The organism is Streptomyces sp. NPDC087300 (genome assembly GCF_044744425.1).
In the GTDB taxonomy this organism is placed as follows: domain Bacteria; phylum Actinomycetota; class Actinomycetes; order Streptomycetales; family Streptomycetaceae; genus Streptomyces.
This window is the reverse complement of sequence record NZ_JBIUYI010000020.1, coordinates 52,879-73,091: the sequence shown is the minus strand read 5'-3', so window position 1 is coordinate 73,091 and position 20,213 is coordinate 52,879. Positions and strand designations below refer to the sequence as shown.

1 protein-coding gene is annotated in these 20,213 nt (G+C 73.4%); it reads right to left on the bottom strand.

Features of this window, described 5'->3' with window-relative positions; all coding sequences use genetic code 11:
* Positions 1-49: 49 nt before the first annotated feature.
* Positions 50-20,203, bottom strand: a complete 20,154-nt coding sequence (locus ACIO9J_RS42305) for a type I polyketide synthase (RefSeq protein WP_402010953.1) — start codon at positions 20,201-20,203, stop codon at positions 50-52.
* Positions 20,204-20,213 lie beyond the last annotated feature (10 nt).

Here is a 20,213-nt window from a genome sequence, read left to right as displayed (position 1 = left end):
GTTCTCAACTCCATGAAATGTTCGTGCAAGTGCGGTGGCCGGGGGCGGGTCAGGAGATGCCGAACTCCTTGCCGAGCAGGTCGAACACCTCGTCGTCCGTGGCGGCTTCGAGGTCGTCGGACGCCTGCGCGGCGGCGTCGGCACGGCTGTCGCGCCACACCGCGAGGAGCGCCGAGAGGCGTGCGCCCACCCGGTCGTCCGCGTCGTCGCCGGGCTTGACCGAGGCGAGGCCCGCCTCGATGCGGCTCAGCTCGGCGAGCAGCGGCGCCACCCCGTCGGGTTCGTCGATGACGAGCGCGTCCTCGATGTGGCCGACCAGGTCGAGCGGGGTCGGGTAGTCGAAGATCGCGGTGGCGGGCAGCCGCAGGCCGGTGGCGGCGCCGAGCCGGTTGCGCAGCTCGACCGCGGTCAGCGAGTCGAAGCCCAGCTCGGTGAAGGCGCGCCGCTCGTCGACCGCGGCCGCGCCGGGCAGCGCGAGTACGGCGGCGACGTGCGCGCACACCACGTCCACCAGGGCGGACGTCCGCTCGGTCGCCGGCAGTGCCGCGAGCCGGTCCCGCAGCGCGGCGGCCGGGTCGGCCCCGGTCTCCGCGGCCCTGCGGGCCGTCGTCCGCACCAGGGCGCCGAACACCGGCGGCACGACCGGGAGTTCCCGTACGGACCGCAGGTCGAGCCGCATCGGTACGACGACGGGGTCGTCGCCGAGCGCCGCCGCGTCGAACAGTTCCATGCCCTCGTCGGCGGACAGGCCGGCGGCGCCGGTCTCCGCCATCCGGGCGCCCATGCCGTCCTCGCCGGCCCACAGGCCCCAGGCGAGGGACGTCGCGGGCAGGCCCGTGGCGTGCCGGTGCCTGGCGAGCGCGTCCAGGAACGCGTTGGCCGCCGAGTAGTTGGCCTGGCCGGGGTTGCCCAGCGTGCCCGCCGCGGAGGAGAACAGCACGAACGCCGACAGGTCCATGTCCCGGGTCAGCTCGTGCAGGTTCCAGGCCGCGTCGACCTTGGGCCGGAACACCGTGTCGATCCGCTCCGGCGTCTGCGACCCGATCACACCGTCGTCCAGGACGCCCGCCACGTGCACGACGCCCGTCACGGGGTGCTCGGCGAGCAGCGCCGCCACCGCGTCACGGTCCGCCACATCGCAGGCGACGGCGTTGACCTCGGCGCCGAGGGCCTCCAACTCGCCCCGCAGCGCGCCCACTTGGCCGCGCCTGCTCGCGAGGACCAGGTTCCGCACCCCGTGCCGTACGACCAGGTGCCGGGCCACGAGTCCGCCCAGCATGCCGGTCGCACCGGTCACCAGGACCGGCCCCGCGCCAAAGCCCTGCCCCTCTTCCGCCGCTTCCACCGCTTCCGCCGTGGGACGGGCCCGTACGAGCCGCGGCACGAAGACCTCACCGGCGCGTACGGCCAGTTCGGGTTCCGCGCCCACGACGGCCGGCTTCCAGCCGTCCTCGTCGTCGACGTCCACCAGGACGAAGCGGTCCGGGTTCTCCGCCCGCGCCGTCCGCAGCAGACCCCACACGGCGGCCGACGCCAGGTCGGTCACGTCGTCGTCGGCACCCACCGCGACGGCGCCGCTGGTGACGAGCACGAGCCGGGACGCCGCGCAGCGGTCGTCGGCCAGCCAGCCCTGCACCAGCTCCAGCGCGGTGTGCGCCTGCCGGTGCACCGCGTCCGCGTCCACGTCGACGGAGCGGGCACACCGCACCACGACGTTCTCCGGGAGCGACTCGCCCGCGTCCAGCGCCGAGCGCACCGCGGCCCAGTCCGCGAACTCCGCGACGGAACCGGCACTTCCGGCCGCTGCGGGAGCGGGCATCCAGTCGAGACGGAACAGCGACTCGTGCCCGCGTGCCGCGCCCAGCGAAGCCGGGGACACCGCACGAAGCACCAGCGAGTCCACGGTCGCGACCGGCGCGCCGGAGCCGTCGGCGACGGCCAGGGACACCGCGTCGGGGCCCACCGCGCTCAGCCGCACCCGCAGCGTCGTCGCGCCCTCGGCGTGCAGGCGCACGCCCGACCACGAGAAGGGCAGCCGCCCGCTCTCGGCCGGGGGCAGTACGCCGAACGCCACGGTGTGCAGCACCGCGTCGAGGAGCGCCGGGTGCACGCCGAACCCGGTGACGTCGGTGTCCTCGGGCAGCGCGACCTCGGCGAACACCTCGTCGCCGGCGCGCCACACCGACCGCAGGCCCTGGAACACCGGACCGTAGGCGAAGCCGCCGTCGGCCATGCCGTCGTAGAAACCGTCCAGTTCCACGGGCTCCGCGCCGACGGGCGGCCAGGCGCCGAGGTCGGCGGGAGCGCCGCCTTCGACGGCGAGCACACCGCTCGCGTGCCGGGACCACGGCAGGTCGCCGCGCTCGTCCCGTGCGTGGACCGTGACCGGACGGCGGCCGGACGCGTCGTCCGGCGCGCCGACCCGGACCTGGACCTGTACACCGCCGCGCTCAGGGAGCACCAGCGGCGATTCCAGGGTCAGTTCCTCCACCGAGGAGCAGCCGACCTGGTCGCCGGCGCGTACCGCGAGCTCGACGAAGGCCGTGCCGGGCAGCAGCACGGAGCCCATGATCGCGTGCCCGGCGAGCCACGGATGCGTCCGCAGCGACAGCCTGCCCGTGAACAGGACGGTGTCCTCGTCCGCGAGCGTCACCGCCGTACCGAGCAGCGGGTGATCGGCGGACCCGAGGCCGAGCCCGGTCGCGTCGGTGACGGGACGGGCACTCGTGTCGGGCCAGAACCGCTGGTACTGGAAGGCGTACGTCGGCAGGTCGACCCCGTGGCCGTGGCCCGGGAAGCAGGCGGCCCAGTCGACGTGCACGCCGCGCACGTGCAGTTCGGCGAGCGCCGTCAGGACGGCGCCGTCCTCCGCGCGGTCGCCCCGCAGCACGGGCACGAAGGCCGCGTCCGGCAGGGACTCCTGGCCCAGCGCCGACAGCACGCCGCCGGGGCCGATCTCGACGAGGACGTCCGCGTCCATGACGGTCACGGCGTCGGCGAACCGCACGGACTCACGGACGTGGCGCACCCAGTACGCGGACGAGGTCAACTCCTCTGCCGTGGCACGCGATCCGGTCAGCGTCGAGACGATCGGGATGGCAGGGGCTTCGTAGGAAACGCTGTCCAGGACCGTGCGGAACTCGTCCAGCATCGGGTCCATCAGAGGCGAGTGGAAGGCGTGGCTGACCTTCAGGCGGGACACCTTGCGGCCCGCCTCGCGCCAACGCTCAGCGACCGCGTCCACATCGGCCTCGACGCCCGAAATCACCACGGAGGACGGGCCATTGACCGCCGCGATACCCACCGTGTCGGACAGGTCCGAGGCCAACTCGGCCTCGGAGGCCTGGATCGCGACCATCGCGCCACCCTCAGGCAGCGCCTGCATCAGCGCACCACGCGCCGACACGACCTTGACCGCGTCCGCGAGGGACCACACACCCGCCACATGCGCGGCGGCCAGCTCGCCGATCGAGTGACCGGCGAGGACGTCGGGGCGCACCCCGAGCGACTCCAGGAGACGGAAGAGCGCGACCTCGACCGCGAACAGCGCGGGCTGGGTCACATCCGTCTCGTTCAGCGCAGCGGCAGCGTCCTCGTCCTCGCCGAAGAGAACCTCACGTACGACCGGGTCGAACTCACCCAGGACCGCGTCCAGAGCCTCGGCGAACACCGGGAAACGGGAAGCCAGTTCACGCCCCATCCCCAGCCGCTGCGAACCCTGACCCGAGAACAGGAAGCCCACCCGGTGCTCGTCCGTGATGCCCTGGACGACTCCGGTGCCCGGCCTGCCCTCGACCGCGTCGGTGAGTCCGGCCGTCAGGTCGGCCAGGTCCCGGCCGACGACGGCGAGCCTGTGCTCGAACGCGGTGCGCGAGGTGGCGAGCGCGCGGGCGAGGTCCGTCAGGTCGACGTCGGGCCGTGCGGTCAGGTGGTCGCGCAGCCGCGCCGCCTGGTCGCGCAGGGCGTTCTCGGTGCGGCCGGACAGCAGCCACGTACCGGTCCGCGTGCCGGAGGCGTCGGCCGGCTCCGGGGCCTCGACGGCCACGGGCTCGGTCTCGGTCTCCGTGGACTCGATGATGACGTGCGCGTTGGTTCCGCTGAAGCCGAAGGAGGACACTCCCGCGCGGCGCGGGCGGTCCGCCTGGGGCCAGGGCTGTGCCTCCGTCAGGAGTTCCACGGCGCCCGCCGACCAGTCGATGTGCGGCGAGGGCTCCCCGACGTGCAGCGTCTTCGGCAGTACGCCGTGGCGCAGCGACATCACGGTCTTGATGACGCCACCCACACCCGCGGCGGCCTGCGTGTGGCCGATGTTGGACTTCAGCGAGCCGAGCCAGAGCGGCTCACCCGCGCGGTCCCGCCCGTACGTGGCGAGCAGGGCCTGGGCCTCGATCGGGTCACCGAGGGTGGTGCCGGTGCCGTGCGCCTCGACCACGTCCACGTCGGAGGTGGTCAGGCCCGCGCTGGCCAGCGCCTGGCGGATGACGCGCTGCTGGGACGGGCCGTTCGGGGCGGTCAGGCCGTTGGACGCGCCGTCCTGGTTGATCGCCGAGCCGCGGACCACCGCGAGGACAGGGTGTCCGTTGCGGCGGGCGTCCGAGAGGCGTTCCAGGACGAGCATGCCCACGCCCTCGCCCCAGCCGGTGCCGTCGGCGTCGGCGGAGAAGGACTTGCAGCGGCCGTCGGGCGACAGGCCCTGCTGGCGGCTGAAGTCGACGAACGCGCCGGGCGTCGCCATGACGGTGGCGCCGCCCGCGAGCGCGAGCGAGCACTCCCCGGAGCGCAGTGCCTGCGCCGCGAGGTGCAGCGCCACGAGCGACGACGAGCAGGCCGTGTCCACGGTCATCGCGGGGCCTTCGAGGCCGAACGTGTAGGACACCCGGCCGGAGGCGACACTGCCCGCGTTGCCCGTGCCGAGGAAGCCCTCGGAGCTCTTCGACACGCCGTGCAGCTGCGAGGCGTAGTCGTGGTACATCACGCCGGCGAACACGCCGGTCGCGCTGCCGCGCAGCGACCTGGGGTCGATGCCGGCCCGCTCGAACGCCTCCCAGGAGGTCTCCAGGAGCAGGCGCTGCTGCGGGTCCATGGCGAGGGCCTCACGCGGCGAGATCCCGAAGAACGTCGGGTCGAACCGGTCGGCGTCGTGCAGGAAGCCGCCCTCGCGTGTGTAGGAGCTGCCGTCCCGTTCGCCCGACGGATCGTAGAGCGCCTCCACGTCCCAGCCGCGTTCGGTCGGGAAGGGCGTGATGCCCTCGGCGCCGTCGAGGACGAGTCGCCACAGGTCCTCCGGCGAGCGGACGCCGCCGGGGTAGCGGCAGCTCATGCCGACGATCGCGATCGGCTCGTCGGTCGCCGCCACGACCGTGGCGGCCGGGGCCGCGGCGACCGGCGCGTCGGCGAACTCCGTCCCGATGAACTCGGCGAGCGCGGCCGGGTTCGGGTAGTCGAAGACCAGCGTGGCGGGCAGCCGCAGGCCGGTGGCCAGGTTGAGCCGGTTGCGCAGGTCGACGGCGGTCAGCGAGTCGAAGCCGAGCTCGGTGAAGGCCTGGCCGAGCGCGACCGCCTCGGGTCCCGCGTGGCCGAGCACCGCGGAGGCCTGGGTGCGGACGAGGTCGAGGAGCACCCGCTCCCTCTCGTCCGCGACCAGCGGCGCGAGACGGGCGCGGAGCGCGGCGGCGGGGTCGCTGCCGCTCTCGGCGGCCCGGCGGGTCGTCGTCCGCACCAGGCCGCTGAACACCGGCGGGATCGCCGGGAGTTCCCGCACCGCCCGCAGGTCGAGCCGCATCGGCACGACGACCGGGTCGGTCCCGGCGACCGCGGCGTCGAACAGCGCGACGCCCTCCGCGGCGGCCAGGCCGGTCTCGGCGGACTGCGCCACCTGGGCGCCCATGCCGTCGGCCCACAGGCCCCAGGCCAGCGAGGTCGCGGGCAGGCCCTGGGCGCGCCTGCGCCGGGCCAGGCCGTCGAGGAACGCGTTGGCCGCGGCGTAGTTGGCCTGCCCGGTCGCGCCGAGGGTGCCCGCCACCGAGGAGAACAGCACGAAGGCCGACAGGTCCATGTCCCGGGTCAGCTCGTGCAGGTGCAGGGCCGCGTCGACCTTGGGCCGGAACACCGTGTCGATCTGCTCCGGGGTCAGCGAGCCGATCGTGGCGTCGTCGAGCACGCCTGCCGTGTGGACGACGGCGGTCACGGGGTGCTCGGCGATGAGCGCGGCCAGCGCGTCCCGGTCCGCGACGTCGCACGCCGCGAAGGTCACCTCGGCGCCCTGCGCGGCCAGTTCGGCGCCCAGTTCCCCGGCGCCTTCGGCCGTCGCCCCGCGCCTGCTGGCGAGGACGAGCCGCCCGACGCCGTGCGTGCCGACGAGGTGCCGGGCCATCAGGCTGCCCAGCGCGCCGGACGCGCCGGTCACCAGGACCGCGCTCTCGGGGCCGAACGCCTGGTCTGTGCCGGCCTCCGGGCGCACCCGCGCCAGGCGGGCGACGTACACGCGCCCGTCCCGCACGACGGCCTGGGACTCCCCGGCCGCCAGCGCCTGCCGCCAGCCGTCCGCGCCGTCCGTGTCGACGTCGACGAGGACGAAGCGGTCCGGGTCCTCCAGCTGGGCGGACCGCACCAGACCCCACACGGCGGCCGATGCCAGGTCCGCCACGTCGGCCCCGGAGTCCACCGCGACGGCGCCGCGCGTCACGAGCACGAGCCGCGACGCCAGGCACCGGTCGTCGGTCAGCATGCCCCGCACCAGCTCCAGCGCGTGCACGGTCTGGCTGCGAGCGGCGTGCACGTCGTCGGTCCCCGCGCAGCGGACCACGACGTGGTCCGGCAGCGATTCGCCCGCGTCCAGCGCCGCGCGCACCGCGGCCCAGTCCGCGAACTCCGCGGCCGAAGGGGCCTGTGCCGCCGCCGGCACCTGGGCGGGCGCCCAGTCGAGGCGGAACAGCGACTCCCATCCCTGCCGCGACAGCGTCGCCGTCACGGGGCGCAGGACCAGCGAGTCGATCGAGGCGACCGGGGCGCCGGAGCCGTCCGCGACGGCCAGCGCGACGCCGTCCGAACCGGCGGGCGTGAGGCGCACCCGCAGCACCGTCGCGCCCGAGGCGTGCAGCCGCGCACCCGACCACGAGAACGGCAGCCTGCCGGGGCCTTCCCCTTCGCCCATCAGCCCGATGCCGTGCAGCGCGGCGTCGAGCAGCGCCGGGTGCAGACCGAAGCCGTCCACGCCCGCGCCGTCCGGCAGGGCCACCTCGGCGAACACCTCGTCGCCCTTGCGCCACGCGGCCCGCAGCCCCTGGAACAGCGGCCCGTAGCCGAATCCGCCGTCTGACATGCGGTCGTAGAGACCGTCCAGGTCGACGGCCCGCGCACCGGCCGGCGGCCAGGCGCCGACGTCGGCCGCGGGAGCGTCGGCGCCGCCCGCGAGCACACCGCTCGCGTGCCGCACCCACAGGTCGCCCTCGTCGTCCCGCGCGTGCACCGTCACGGCGCGCCGTCCGGACTCGTCGGGCGCGCCGACCTGCACCTGTACCCGTACGCCACCGCTCTCGGGCACCACGAGGGGCGCCTCCAGCGTCAGTTCCTCGACGAGGTCGCAGCCGACCTGGTCGCCCGCGCGCACCGCGAGGTCGAGGAACGCGGTGCCGGGCAGCAGGATCGAGCCTTGGATCACGTGGTCGGCGAGCCACGGGTGGGTCGCCACCGACAGGCGGCCGGTGAAGAGCTGTCCCTCCGAGTCGGCCGTCTCGACGAACGCGCCGAGCAGCGGGTGCCCGGCGGGGCCGAGGCCCGCGGCGTCCAGGTCCCCCGCCGCGACACCGGCGTCCAGCCAGTAGCTCTGGTGCTGGAAGGCGTAGGTGGGCAGGTCGACGCGGCGCGCGCCGCGACCGGCGAAGAAGGCCTCCCAGTCCAGCCGCACGCCCCGCGTGCAGAGCTGCGCCACGGCGGAGACCAGCGAGAGTTCCTCGGGACGGCCGTTCCGCAGCACCGGGACGAACCCGGCGTCCGGCGCGGACTCCTGCCCGAGCGCGGAGAGCGTGCCGCCGGGGCCGATCTCGACGAAGGTGGTCACGTCGTCGTTCACGAGCGTGCCGACGGCGTCGGCGAACCGCACGGACTCGCGGACGTGGCGCACCCAGTACGCGGACGAGGTCAACTCCTCGGCCGTGGCACGCGATCCGGTCAGCGTCGAGACGATCGGGATCGCCGGAGCCGCGTACGACACGGACTCCAGGACCGTACGGAACTCGTCCAGCATCGGGTCCATCAGAGGCGAGTGGAACGCGTGGCTGACCTTCAGGCGGGACACCTTGCGGCCCGACTCACGCCAGCGCTCGGCGATCTCCGAGACATCAGCCTCGACACCCGAAATCACCACAGAGGACGGGCCGTTGACAGCGGCAATGCCCACCGTGTCGGACAGGTCCGAGGCCAACTCGGCCTCGGAGGCCTGGATCGCGACCATCGCGCCACCCTCAGGCAGCGCCTGCATCAGCGCACCACGCGCCGACACGACCTTGACCGCGTCCGCGAGGGACCACACACCCGCCACGTGCGCGGCGGCCAGCTCACCGATCGAGTGACCGGCCAGAACGTCGGGCTGCACGCCCCACGACTCCAGGAGACGGAAGAGGGCGACCTCGACCGCGAACAACGCGGGCTGCGTCACACCCGTCTCGTTCAGCGCGTCGGCGTCCTCGCCGTACAGCACCTCACGTACGACCGGGTCGAACTCCCCCAGCACGGCATCCAGGGCCTCCGCGAACACCGGGAAACGGGAGGCCAGTTCACGCCCCATCCCCAGCCGCTGCGAACCCTGACCCGAGAACAGGAAGCCGAGCCCGCCCACGGAGACCGACCCGTCGATCAGGCCGGGGGCCTGCTCGCCTTGGGCCAGCGCGGTGAGGCCGTCGAGGAGTGCCGCGCGGTCGTCTCCGACGACGACCGCCCGGTGGTCGAAGGCCGAGCGCGTCGTCGCCAGCGAGTAGCCGAGGTCGAGCGCACCGGCCGCAGGGGCGGCCACGACGTGCTCGCGCAGCCGGACCGCCTGGTCCCGCAGGGCCTCAGCGGTCCGCGCCGACAGCACCCACGGCAGGGTGCCGACGAGCGGGGCGGGCGAGTGTTCCTTCTCGGGGACGTACTCGATGATGGTGTGCGCGTTCGTGCCGCTGACGCCGAACGACGACACACCGGCACGCCGTACCCGGCCGGTCTCCGGCCACGGACGCGCCTCCGTCAGGAGCTCGACGTCACCCGCGGACCAGTCCACCTTCGACGAGGGGTCGCCGACGTGCAGGGACCGCGGGAGTACGCCGTGCCGCATCGACATGACCATCTTGATCACGCCCGCGACACCGGCGGCCGCCTGCGTGTGACCGATGTTCGACTTGATCGAGCCGAGCCACAGGGGCTGGTCGGCGGGCCGGTCCTGGCCGTAGGTGGCGAGGAGGGCCTGCGCCTCGATCGGGTCGCCGAGAGTGGTGCCGGTGCCGTGCGCCTCGACCGCGTCCACGTCGGACGGGGCAAGGCCCGCGCTCGCCAGCGCCTGTCGCATGACGCGCTGCTGCGAGGGACCGTTCGGGGCGGTCAGACCGTTGGACGCGCCGTCCTGGTTGACCGCCGAGCCGCGGATGACGGCGAGAACGGGGTGACCGTTGCGGCGGGCGTCGGAGAGGCGCTCGACGAGGAGCATGCCGACGCCCTCGCCCCAGCCGGTGCCGTCCGCGTCGTCGGAGAACGACTTGCAGCGGCCGTCGGCGGACAGGCCGCGCTGGCGGCTGAAGTCGACGAAGGTCGCCGGGCTCGCCATCACGGCGACACCACCGGCGAGCGCCATCGAGCACTCGCCCTGGCGCAGCGCCTGGATCGCCCAGTGCAGGGCCACCAGCGAGGAGGAGCACGCGGTGTCGACGGTGACGGCGGGGCCCTCCAGACCGAGCGCGTAGGCGACGCGCCCGGAGGCGACACTGCCCGCACCGCCGGTGCCGAGGTAGCCCTCGACCTCCTCCGACACGGAACGCAGCCGCGCCACGTAGTCGTGGTACATCACACCGGCGAACACGCCGGTCGCGCTGCCGCGCGCCTTCTCCGGGGCGATCCCCGCCCGCTCGAACGCCTCCCAGGACATTTCGAGGAGCAGCCGCTGCTGCGGGTCCATGGCGAGGGCCTCGCGGGGCGAGATGCCGAAGAACGCCGGGTCGAACAGGTCGGCGTCGTGCAGGAAGCCGCCCTCGCGGGTGTACGAGGTGCCCACGTGCTCGGGGTCCGGGTCGTACAGGGCCTCGACGTCCCAGCCACGGTTGACGGGGAACTCGCTGATGGCGTCGGTGCCTTCGAGCACCAGGCGCCACAGGTCCTCGGGCGAGTTGATCCCGCCGGGGTAGCGGCAGCTCATGCCGACGATCGCGATCGGTTCGTCGCTCGCCGTGACGGTGGCGCGCGTGGGCGCCGCGACGACGGGTGCGCCCGCGAGTTCGGTGCCGATGAACGCGGCGAGCGAGGCCGGGTTCGGGTGGTCGAAGACCAGCGTGGCGGGCAGCCGCAGTTCGGTGGCCGCGTTGAGGTGGTTGCGGAGTTCGACGGAGCTGAGCGAGTCGAAGCCCAGCTCACGGAAGGCGCGGTCGGCCGCGACAGCGTGCGCGGAGCTGTGGCCGAGGACCGTGGCGGCGGTGGTCCGCACGAGGTCGAGCAGTGCCTTCTCGCGCTCGGTCTCGGTCATGCCGGCCAGCGACTGCGCCAGCGCGGTCCGGGCGGCCGCGGGGTCGACGGCCCTGCGCGCGGTGCCCCGCACGAGTCCGCGCAGCAGGTGCGGCACGGGATGCTGACGGGCCTGCCGTTGCAGCACGGTCAGGTCGAGCGGAACCGGCGCCAGGAGCGCGCGGCCCGTCGTACCCGCCGCGTCGAAGAGCGCGAGGCCCTCGGCCGCGGCGATCGGGATCGCACCGCCGCTGGTGATGCGGCGTACGTCGGTCTCGTCGAGGCTGCCGGCCATGCCGCCGCCCGAGGCCCACAGGCCCCAGGCGAACGAGGTGGCGGCGAGGCCGTGGGCACGGCGGTGCTGGGCGAGCCCGTCCAGGAAGGCGTTCGCCGCCGCGTAGTTGCCCTGACCCGCGCCACCGAAGACACCGGCGGCCGAGGAGAAGAGCACGAACGCGGAGAGGTCCAGGTCTCGGGTCAGCTCGTGGAGATTCCAGGCCGCGTCGACCTTCGGACGGAACACGGTGTCGATCCGCTCCGCGGTCAGCGAGCCGATCGTGCCGTCGTCCAGCACACCGGCGGTGTGCACGACGGCGGAGATCTCGTGGCTGTCGAGCAGGTCCTTGACGGCGTCGCGGTCGGCGACGTCGCAAGCGGCGAAGGTCACTTCAGCGCCCTGCGCGACGAGGTCGTCGCGCAGTTCCTCGGCACCCTCGGCGGCCGCGCCGCGCCTGCTGACCAGCAGCAGGTTGCGTACGCCGCGCTCGGCGACGAGGTGCCGGGCGAAGAGTCCACCGAGCGTGCCGGTGGCACCGGTGACCAGCACCGCACCCGAGCCGAAGCCCGGGTCCTCCGTCACGGACCGCCGCGCCCTGGCCAGGCGCGGCGCACTGACGGCACCCGCGCGCAGCGCCAACTGCGGCTCCCCCGTGGCCAGCGCGGACGCCAGTACGTCACGCGAGACCGCGTCCTCGTCCATGTCGACGAGAACGATCCGGTCCGGGTTCTCCGACTGGGCGGAACGAACCAGGCCCCACACGGCGGCCTGCGCCACATCCCGTACGTCCTCGTCGGCCGTGGCAGCGATCGCACCACGGGTCACGATGACCAGGCGCGCAGCGTCGAACTCCGCGCCGTCCAGCCAGGATTGGACCGTGGCCAGGGCCCAGTGCGCCGCCCCGTGGGCATTGGCGACCGGGTCCGTGCCCGACGTGACCGGGCACTCCACGGCGACGAACTCGGGCAGCTCCGCCGCACCGGCAAGCGCACCCGACTCGGTCCACGCGACCGTGGGAACATCGCTGTCGGACACCGGGACCGACACCCAGTCGACGCCGAACAGCGCGTCGTCACGGTCGTCACCGCCGGCCTCGACCGGCGCGGCCGGGCGCAGCACCAGCGAGTCGACCGTGGCCACCGGGGCGCCGGAGCCGTCCGCGACCGTCAGCGCGACGCCGTCCGAGCCGGTGGGCGCGAGGCGCACCCGCAGCGTCGTCGCGCCCGAGGCGTGCAGGCGCACGCCCGACCACGCGAACGGCAGCTTGCCGGGAGCGTCGGGCTCGCCCATCAGGCCGATGGCCTGCAACGTCGCGTCCAGCAGCGCCGGGTGCAGACCGAATCCTTCGGCCTTCGTGCCGTCCGGCAGCGCGACCTCGGCGAACATCTCGTCACCGCTGCGCCAGGCGGACCGCAGCCCCTGGAACACCGGACCGTAGCCGAAGCCACCCGCGACCATGCGGTCGTAGTAGCCGTCCAGGTCCACGGCCTCCGCGCCCGTGGGCGGCCACTCGACCAGGGAGTCCCCTCCGGCGCGGCCACCCGCACCCAGCACGCCGGTGGCGTGGCGGGTCCATGCGCGGCCGTCGTCGGAGTCGCCGACGCTGGAGTGGAACGTCAGCTCACGCCGACCGGAGTCGTCCGCCGCGCCGACCCACACCTGAACCCGTACCGAACCGCTCTCCGGCAGTACGAGAGGGGCTTCGAGCGTCAGCTCCTCGACCAGGTCACATCCGACCTGGTCACCCGCGCGCACCGCCAGCTCGACGAACGCCGTGCCCGGCAGCAGCACCGAGCCCATGATCTCGTGGTCGGCGAGCCACGGGTGGGTCTGGAGCGAGAGGCGACCGGTCAGCAGCACGCCGTCCGTGCCACCGAGGGTGACCGTCGCGCCGAGCAGCGGGTGCTCGGCGGCACCGAGCCCGGCCGCCGCGACGTTGCCGATGATCGGCTGCACGTCGGGCCAGAAGCGCTCGCGCTGGAAGGCGTACGTCGGCAGGTCCACGTGTCCCGCGCCGCGACCGGCGAAGAATACGTCCCAGTCCACCCGGACTCCACGCACGTGGAGTTGACCGGCGGCCGTCGTGGCGGCCAGCGCCTCGGGGCGGTCGCCGCGCAGGGTCGGGATGAAGGTGGCGTCCGGCGCGGACTCCAGACCGAGCGCGGAGAGCGTGCCACCGGGGCCGACCTCGATGAACGTGCCCACGCCCTCGCCGACGAGCGTGCCGACGGCGTCGGCGAATCGTACGGACTCGCGGACGTGGCGCACCCAGTACGCGAACGAGGTCAACTCCTCGGCCGTGGCACGGGATCCGGTCAGCGTCGACACGATCGGGATGGCAGGGGCCTCGTAGGAAACGCTCTCCAGAACCGCGCGGAACTCGTCCAGCATCGGGTCCATCAGCGGCGAGTGGAAGGCGTGGCTGACCTTCAGACGGGACACCTTGCGACCCGCCTCACGCCAACGCTCGGCGACCGCGTCCACATCGGCCTCGACGCCCGAAATCACCACGGACGACGGCCCGTTGACCGCCGCGATGCCGACCGTGTCGGACAGGTCCGAGGCCAGCTCGGCCTCCGACGCCTGGATGGCGACCATCGCGCCGCCGGACGGCAGCGCCTGCATCAGCGCGCCCCGGGCCGAGACGACCTTCACCGCGTCCGCGAGGGACCAGACACCCGCCACATGCGCGGCGGCCAGCTCACCGATCGAGTGGCCCGCCAGCAGGTCGGGGCGCACACCCCACGACTCAAGGAGACGGAACAGCGCGACCTCGACCGCGAACAGCGCGGGCTGCGTGACACCCGTCTCGTTGAGCGCGTCGGCGTCCTCGCCATTCAGCACCTCACGTACGGCGGGGTCGAACTCCGACAGCACCGCGTCCAGAGCGTCGGCGAACACCGGAAAACGGGCGGCCAGTTCACGGCCCATCCCCAGCCGTTGCGAACCCTGCCCCGAGAAGAGCAGGCCCACACGGCCGGGCTCGTCGGCCACGCCCGTGACCACGGCGCCGGTCGACCGGCCCTCGGCCAGGGCCTCCAGAGCGGCGAGCAGCTCCGACCGGCCGGCACCGGACACGACCGCGCGGTGTTCGAGCGTCGCCCGCGAGGACACCAGCGCGCGGCCCACGTCGGTCACGGTCAGCTCGGGCGTCTCGTTCACGAAGGACTCAAGGCGCGCGGCCTGCTCCCGCAGCGCTTCCACGCTCCGCGCGGAGAGCACCCACGGGACAAGTCCCTCGTGCTCCGGCTCAGGAGCTTTCTCCTGCTCGGCGGCCGGGGGCTGCGGGGCCTGCTCGATGATGGTGTGCGCGTTCGTGCCGCTGAAGCCGAACGACGACACGCCGGCACGCCAAGGCCGGTCCGCGACGGGCCACTCACGCTCGGCGGTGAGCAGTTCCACCGCGCCCGCCGACCAGTCGACGTGCGGCGAAGGCTCGTCCACGTGGAGGGTCTTGGGCAGCACGCCGTGGCGCATGGCCATGACCATCTTGATCACGCCGGCGACACCGGCCGCGGCCTGCGTGTGACCGAGGTTCGACTTGATCGAGCCGAGCAGCAGCGGACGGTCCGCGGGGCGCTCCTGGCCGTACGTGGCGAGGAGGGCCTGCGCCTCGATCGGGTCACCGAGCTTGGTGCCGGTGCCGTGCGCCTCGACCACGTCCACGTCGGACGGGGCGAGGCCCGCGCTCGCGAGGGCCTGGCGGATGACGCGCTGCTGGGAGGGGCCGTTCGGGGCCGTGAGGCCGTTGGAGGCACCGTCCTGGTTGACCGCGGATCCGCGTACGACCGCGAGGACCTGGTGGCCGTTGCGCTGGGCGTCGGAGAGGCGCTCGACGAAGAGCATGCCCACGCCCTCGCCCCACCCCGTGCCGTCGGCGGCACCCGCGAAGGCCTTGCAGCGGCCGTCCACGGCGAGGCCGCGCTGGCGGCTGAACTCGACGAAGGAGGTCGGCGTCGACATCACGGTCACACCGCCGGCCAGGGCCAGTTCGCACTCGCCCCGCTGGAGCGCCTGCACGGCGAGGTGCAGGGCGACGAGGGACGACGAGCACGCCGTGTCGACCGTCACCGCGGGGCCTTCGAGGCCGAACGTGTAGGAGACCCGACCTGAGGCCACGCTCGCCGCGTTGCCGGTCGCGACGTAGCCGCCCATGTCGTCGGAGGCCGCGCCGAGGACCCAGCCGTAGTCCTGCATGTTCGAGCCGACGAACACGCCGACGCGCTCACCGCGCAGCGAGTCCGGGTCGATGCCCGCCCGCTCGAACGCCTCCCACGACGTTTCGAGGAGCAGGCGCTGCTGCGGGTCCATGGCGAGGGCCTCGCGCGGCGAGATGCCGAAGAAGGCGGGGTCGAACGCGCCCACGTCCGAGAGGAAGGCGCCCGACTTCGAGTAGGAGGTGCCGATCCCGTTCGGGTCGGGGTCGTACAGCGCCTCCAGGTCCCAGCCGCGGTCGTTCGGGAACTCGGACACCGCGTCCTCACCCGACAGGACGATGTCCCACAGTTCCTCCGGGCTCGACACTCCGCCCGGGAACCGGCACGCCATCGCGACGATCGCGATCGGCTCGTCGGACGCGTTCGACACCGTCACGGAAGCGGAGTCCGTGGGGAGCGCGCCGGAGAGTTCGGTGCGGAGGAAGGCGGCGAGGGCCGCGGCGTTGGGGTAGTCGTAGACCAGCGTCGCCGGAAGCGCGACACCTGTGACCTCGCTCAGCCGGGAGCGCAGCTCCACCGCCGTGAGCGAGTCGAAGCCCAGCTCCCTGAACGCGCGGGACGCGGAGAAGGCGTCACCGGACACGTGGCCCAGCACCGCCGCCGCCTCGTACCGCACCAGCTCGGTGAGCTGACGCTCCTGCTCGACCTCGTCCAGACCCACCAGACGCTGCGCCAGCTCCGACAATCCGCTCTCCGCGGACGTCGCCGCGAACGCCTCCCGCACCTGCGGCAGTTCACTCAGCAGCGGACTCGGACGCTGGGCCATGAACGTGCCCGCGAACCGCTCCCAGTCCACGTCCGCGATAGCGACGTTTCCATCACCGCGCTCCAACGCCGTGGCCAGACCCGTGATCGCCACCGCCGGAGCCATCGTCGGCAGACCCCGACGCCGCAACTGCTCCGCCGCATCCACACCGGCACCAGCCACCATGCCGCCGCCACCCCAGGGACCCCACGCCACAGCCGTCGCACACAGACCAGATGCCCGACGATGCTCAGCAAGCGAGTCCAGATAGGCATTGGCCGCCGCATACGCGCCCTGCCCACCACTGCCCCACACACCCGCAATCGACGAGAACAAGACGAACGCGTCCAACTGCCGCTCCCCCAGCAGCTCATGGAGATTGCGCGCACCGTCGACCTTCGCCGTCAGCACACCCGCGAACCCACTCAAGTCCGCCGGATCCATGTCCACCAGCACACCCGAACGCTCCACACCCGCCGCATGCACCACCGCGGTGAGGGACGGAATGCCCGCCAGGAGCTCGGCGACGGACTCCCTGTCCGCCATGTCGCAGGCGGCGAACGTGACGCGCGCGCCCAGTTCGGTGAGTTCGGCCTCCAGCTCCGCGGCGCCGTCGGCCGCGCTGCCGCGGCGGCTGACCAGCACGAGGTGCTCGGCACCCTGCCCGGCGAGCCAGCGCGACACGTGACCGCCCAGGGCGCCGAGGCCGCCGGTGACGAGGACCGTGCCGCGCGGCGTCCAGCCGGCGCCGGGCGCGGTCCCGCTCAGCGGCGCGGGCACCAGCCTGCGGCCGAGGAGTTCGCCGCCTCGTACGGCGATCTGATCCTCGCCGTTCGTGCCCGCGAGCGCGGAGGCGAGCAGGTCCCCGGTCGTCTCGTCCTGCGTCTCGGGCAGGTCGACCAGACCGCCCCAGTGAGCGGAGAGCTCAAGCGCCGCGACCCGGCCGAGGCCCCACAGCATCGACTGCTCGAAGCCGGCGACCGCGTCATCCGCAGCCGCCGACACCGCACCCGACGTCAGCGACCACAAACGCACGTCCGCGTCACCAAGAGCCTGCAACAGACCGACCGTCGCAGCGATGCCCGTGGGCACGGTCGTCCCGCCCGCATCCGCGAGCCCGAGCAGCGAGACCACGCCATCGAGCGACGAAAGACCCGTCAACTCCCCTTCCCAGTCGGTCGATTCCGGATCCACGTGCAGGAGACGCACGTCCTCCGCACCGCTCCGGGCCAGCGACTCACGCACCCACTCGGCACGCGCCTCACCGACCGGCGCGACGACCAGCCACGCACCCTTCAGGCGCCCGGACCCGGCAGCCAGCGGCTGCCACTCCACCCGATAGCGCCAGCCATCGACCGTGGAACGCCCCTGCTGCTCCTTACGCCACGCGGACAGCCGCGGCAGGACCTCGCTCAGCGGAGCGTCCGACGACACATCCAGTGTGCGGGCCAGGTCGGCGATGTCGCCGTCCTCCACGACGCCCCAGAACCGCGCGTCCACCGGCGACAGAAGCTCGACGTCCAGGTCGGCGGGCCGGGCGTCCAGCCAGTAGCGCTCGCGCTGGAAGGCGTACGTGGGCAGGTCCACGTGACCCGCGCCGTGACCGGCGAAGAACACGTCCCAGTCCACCCGGACGCCCCGCACGTGGAGTTGACCTGCCGCGTTCGTCGCGGCGAGCGCCTCGGGGCGGTCGCCGCGCAGCGTCGGCACGAAGGCCGCGTCCGGCGCGGACTGCCGACCGAGCGCGGAGAGCGTGCCGCCGGGGCCGACCTCGACGAAGGTGGTCACGTCGTCGCCGACGAGCGTGCCGACGGCGTCGGCGAACCGCACGGACTCGCGCACGTGCCGCACCCAGTACGCGGGCGAGGCGAGCTCCTCCGCCGTAGCGGGGCGACCCGTCAGCGTCGACACGATCGGAATCGCCGGAGCCGCGTACGAAACGGACTCCAGGACCGCACGGAACTCCTCCAGCATCGGGTCCATCAGCGGCGAGTGGAACGCGTGACTGACCTTCAGACGGGACACCTTGCGACCCGCCTCACGCCAACGCTCGGCCACCGCCTCGACATCGGCCTCGACGCCCGAAATCACCACGGACGACGGCCCGTTGACCGCCGCGATGCCGACCGTGTCGGACAGGTCCGAGGCGACCTCGGCCTCCGTCGCCTCGATCGCGACCATCGCGCCACCCGACGGCAGCGCCTGCATCAGCCCGGCACGCGCCGACACGACCTTCACCGCGTCCGCGAGGGACCACACACCCGAAACGTGTGCCGCGGCAAGCTCACCGATCGAGTGACCGGCGAGGACATCGGGGCGCACACCCCACGAGTCCAGAAGCCGGAACAGCGCGACCTCGACCGCGAACAGCGCGGGCTGCGTCACACCCGTCTCATTCAGCGCGTCGACGTCCTCGCCGAACAGAACCTCACGTACGGCCGGGTCGAACTCCGACAGCACCGCATCCAGCGCCTCGCCGAACACCGGGAAACGAACGGCCAGTTCGCGCCCCATGCCGATCCGCTGCGAACCCTGACCCGAGAAGAGGAAGCCCACCCGACCGGGCGCATCGGCAAGTCCCGTGACCACGGCGCCGGCCGACCGGCCCTCCGCCACCGCCTCAAGAGCGGCGAGCAGCTCCGACCGGTCCGCACCGGCCACGACCGCGCGGTGTTCGAGCGTCGCCCGCGAGGACACCAGCGCGCGGCCCACGTCCGTCACGGACAGGTCGGATGCCTCGTCCACGAAGGACTTCAGCCGTACCGCCTGCTCCCGCAGCGCCTCGACGCTCCGTGCCGAGAGCACCCACGGGACCAGACCGCCCTCACGCACCGGCTCCGCGACGGGCTCCGCCGGAGAGGCCACCGGAGCCTGCTCGACGATGACGTGCGCGTTCGTGCCGCTCACGCCGAACGACGAGATGCCCGCGCGCCACGGCTGGCCCGTCTCCGGCCACGGACGGGCCTCGGTGAGCAGCTCCACCGCGCCCGCCGACCAGTCCACGTGCGAGGACGGCGCGTCGACGTGGAGGGTCTTGGGCAGCATGCCCTGCCGCATCGCCATGACCATCTTGATCACACCCGCCACACCGGCGGCCGCCTGCGTGTGACCGATGTTCGACTTCACCGAACCCAGCCACAACGGGCGGTCGGCGGGGCGGTCCTGGCCGTAGGCCGTCAGGAGCGCCTGGGCCTCGATGGGGTCGCCGAGCTTCGTGCCCGTGCCGTGCGCCTCGACCGCGTCCACCTGTGCCGCGGAGAGCCGTGCGCTCGCCAGTGCCTGGCGGATGACGCGCTGCTGGGAGGGGCCGTTCGGGGCGGTGAGGCCGTTGGACGCGCCGTCCTGGTTGACCGCCGAGCCGCGGATCACCGCGAGGACGGGGTGGCCGTTGCGCTGGGCGTCGGAGAGGCGTTCGAGGACGAGCAGGCCGACGCCCTCGCCCCAGCCGGTGCCGTCGGCGGCGTCCGCGAACGCCTTGACGCGGCCGTCCGTGGCCAGGCCGCGCTGGCGGCTGAAGTCGATGAACACACCGGGCGTCGACATCACGGTGACGCCGCCCGCGAGGGCGATCGGGCACTCGCCGTGGCGCAGCGCGTGCACCGCGAGGTGCATGGCGACCAGGGACGACGAGCAGGCCGTGTCGACGGTCAGGGCGGGGCCTTCGAAGCCGAAGGTGTAGGAGAGGCGGCCGGAGATGACGCTCGCCGCGTTGCCGGTGCCGAGGTAGCCCTCGTAGCCGTCCGGCGCGCCGGTCAGCAGGCGGGCCAGGTAGTCCTGGCCGTTGGTGCCGACGAATACGCCGGACCGGCTGCCGCGCAGCGCGTGCGGGTCGATGCCCGCCCGCTCGAAGGCCTCCCAGGAGGTCTCCAGGAGCAGGCGCTGCTGCGGGTCCATCGCGGCGGCCTCGCGCGGCGATATCCCGAAGAACGCCGGGTCGAAGTCCGGCACGTCGTGGATGAAGGCGCCTTCACGGGTGTAGCAGGTGCCCTGCCGGTCGGGGTCGTCGTCGAAGAGCGCCTCCAGGTCCCACCCGCGGTTGGTGGGGAACTCGGAGACGGCGTCCCTGCCGTCGTTCAGGAGTTGCCACAGGTCCTCCGGGGACCGTACGCCGCCGGGGAACCGGCAGCTCATGCCGACGATCGCGATCGGCTCGACCTCGCGGTCCTCCGCCTCGCGCAGCTTGCCGCGCGCCTCTTGGAGGTCGACGGAGGCTCGGCGGAGGTAGTCGAGGTACTTCTCCTCGTTGGAGGACATGTGTTCGGACCCTTCAGGGGAGTTCATGGGCTCAGGA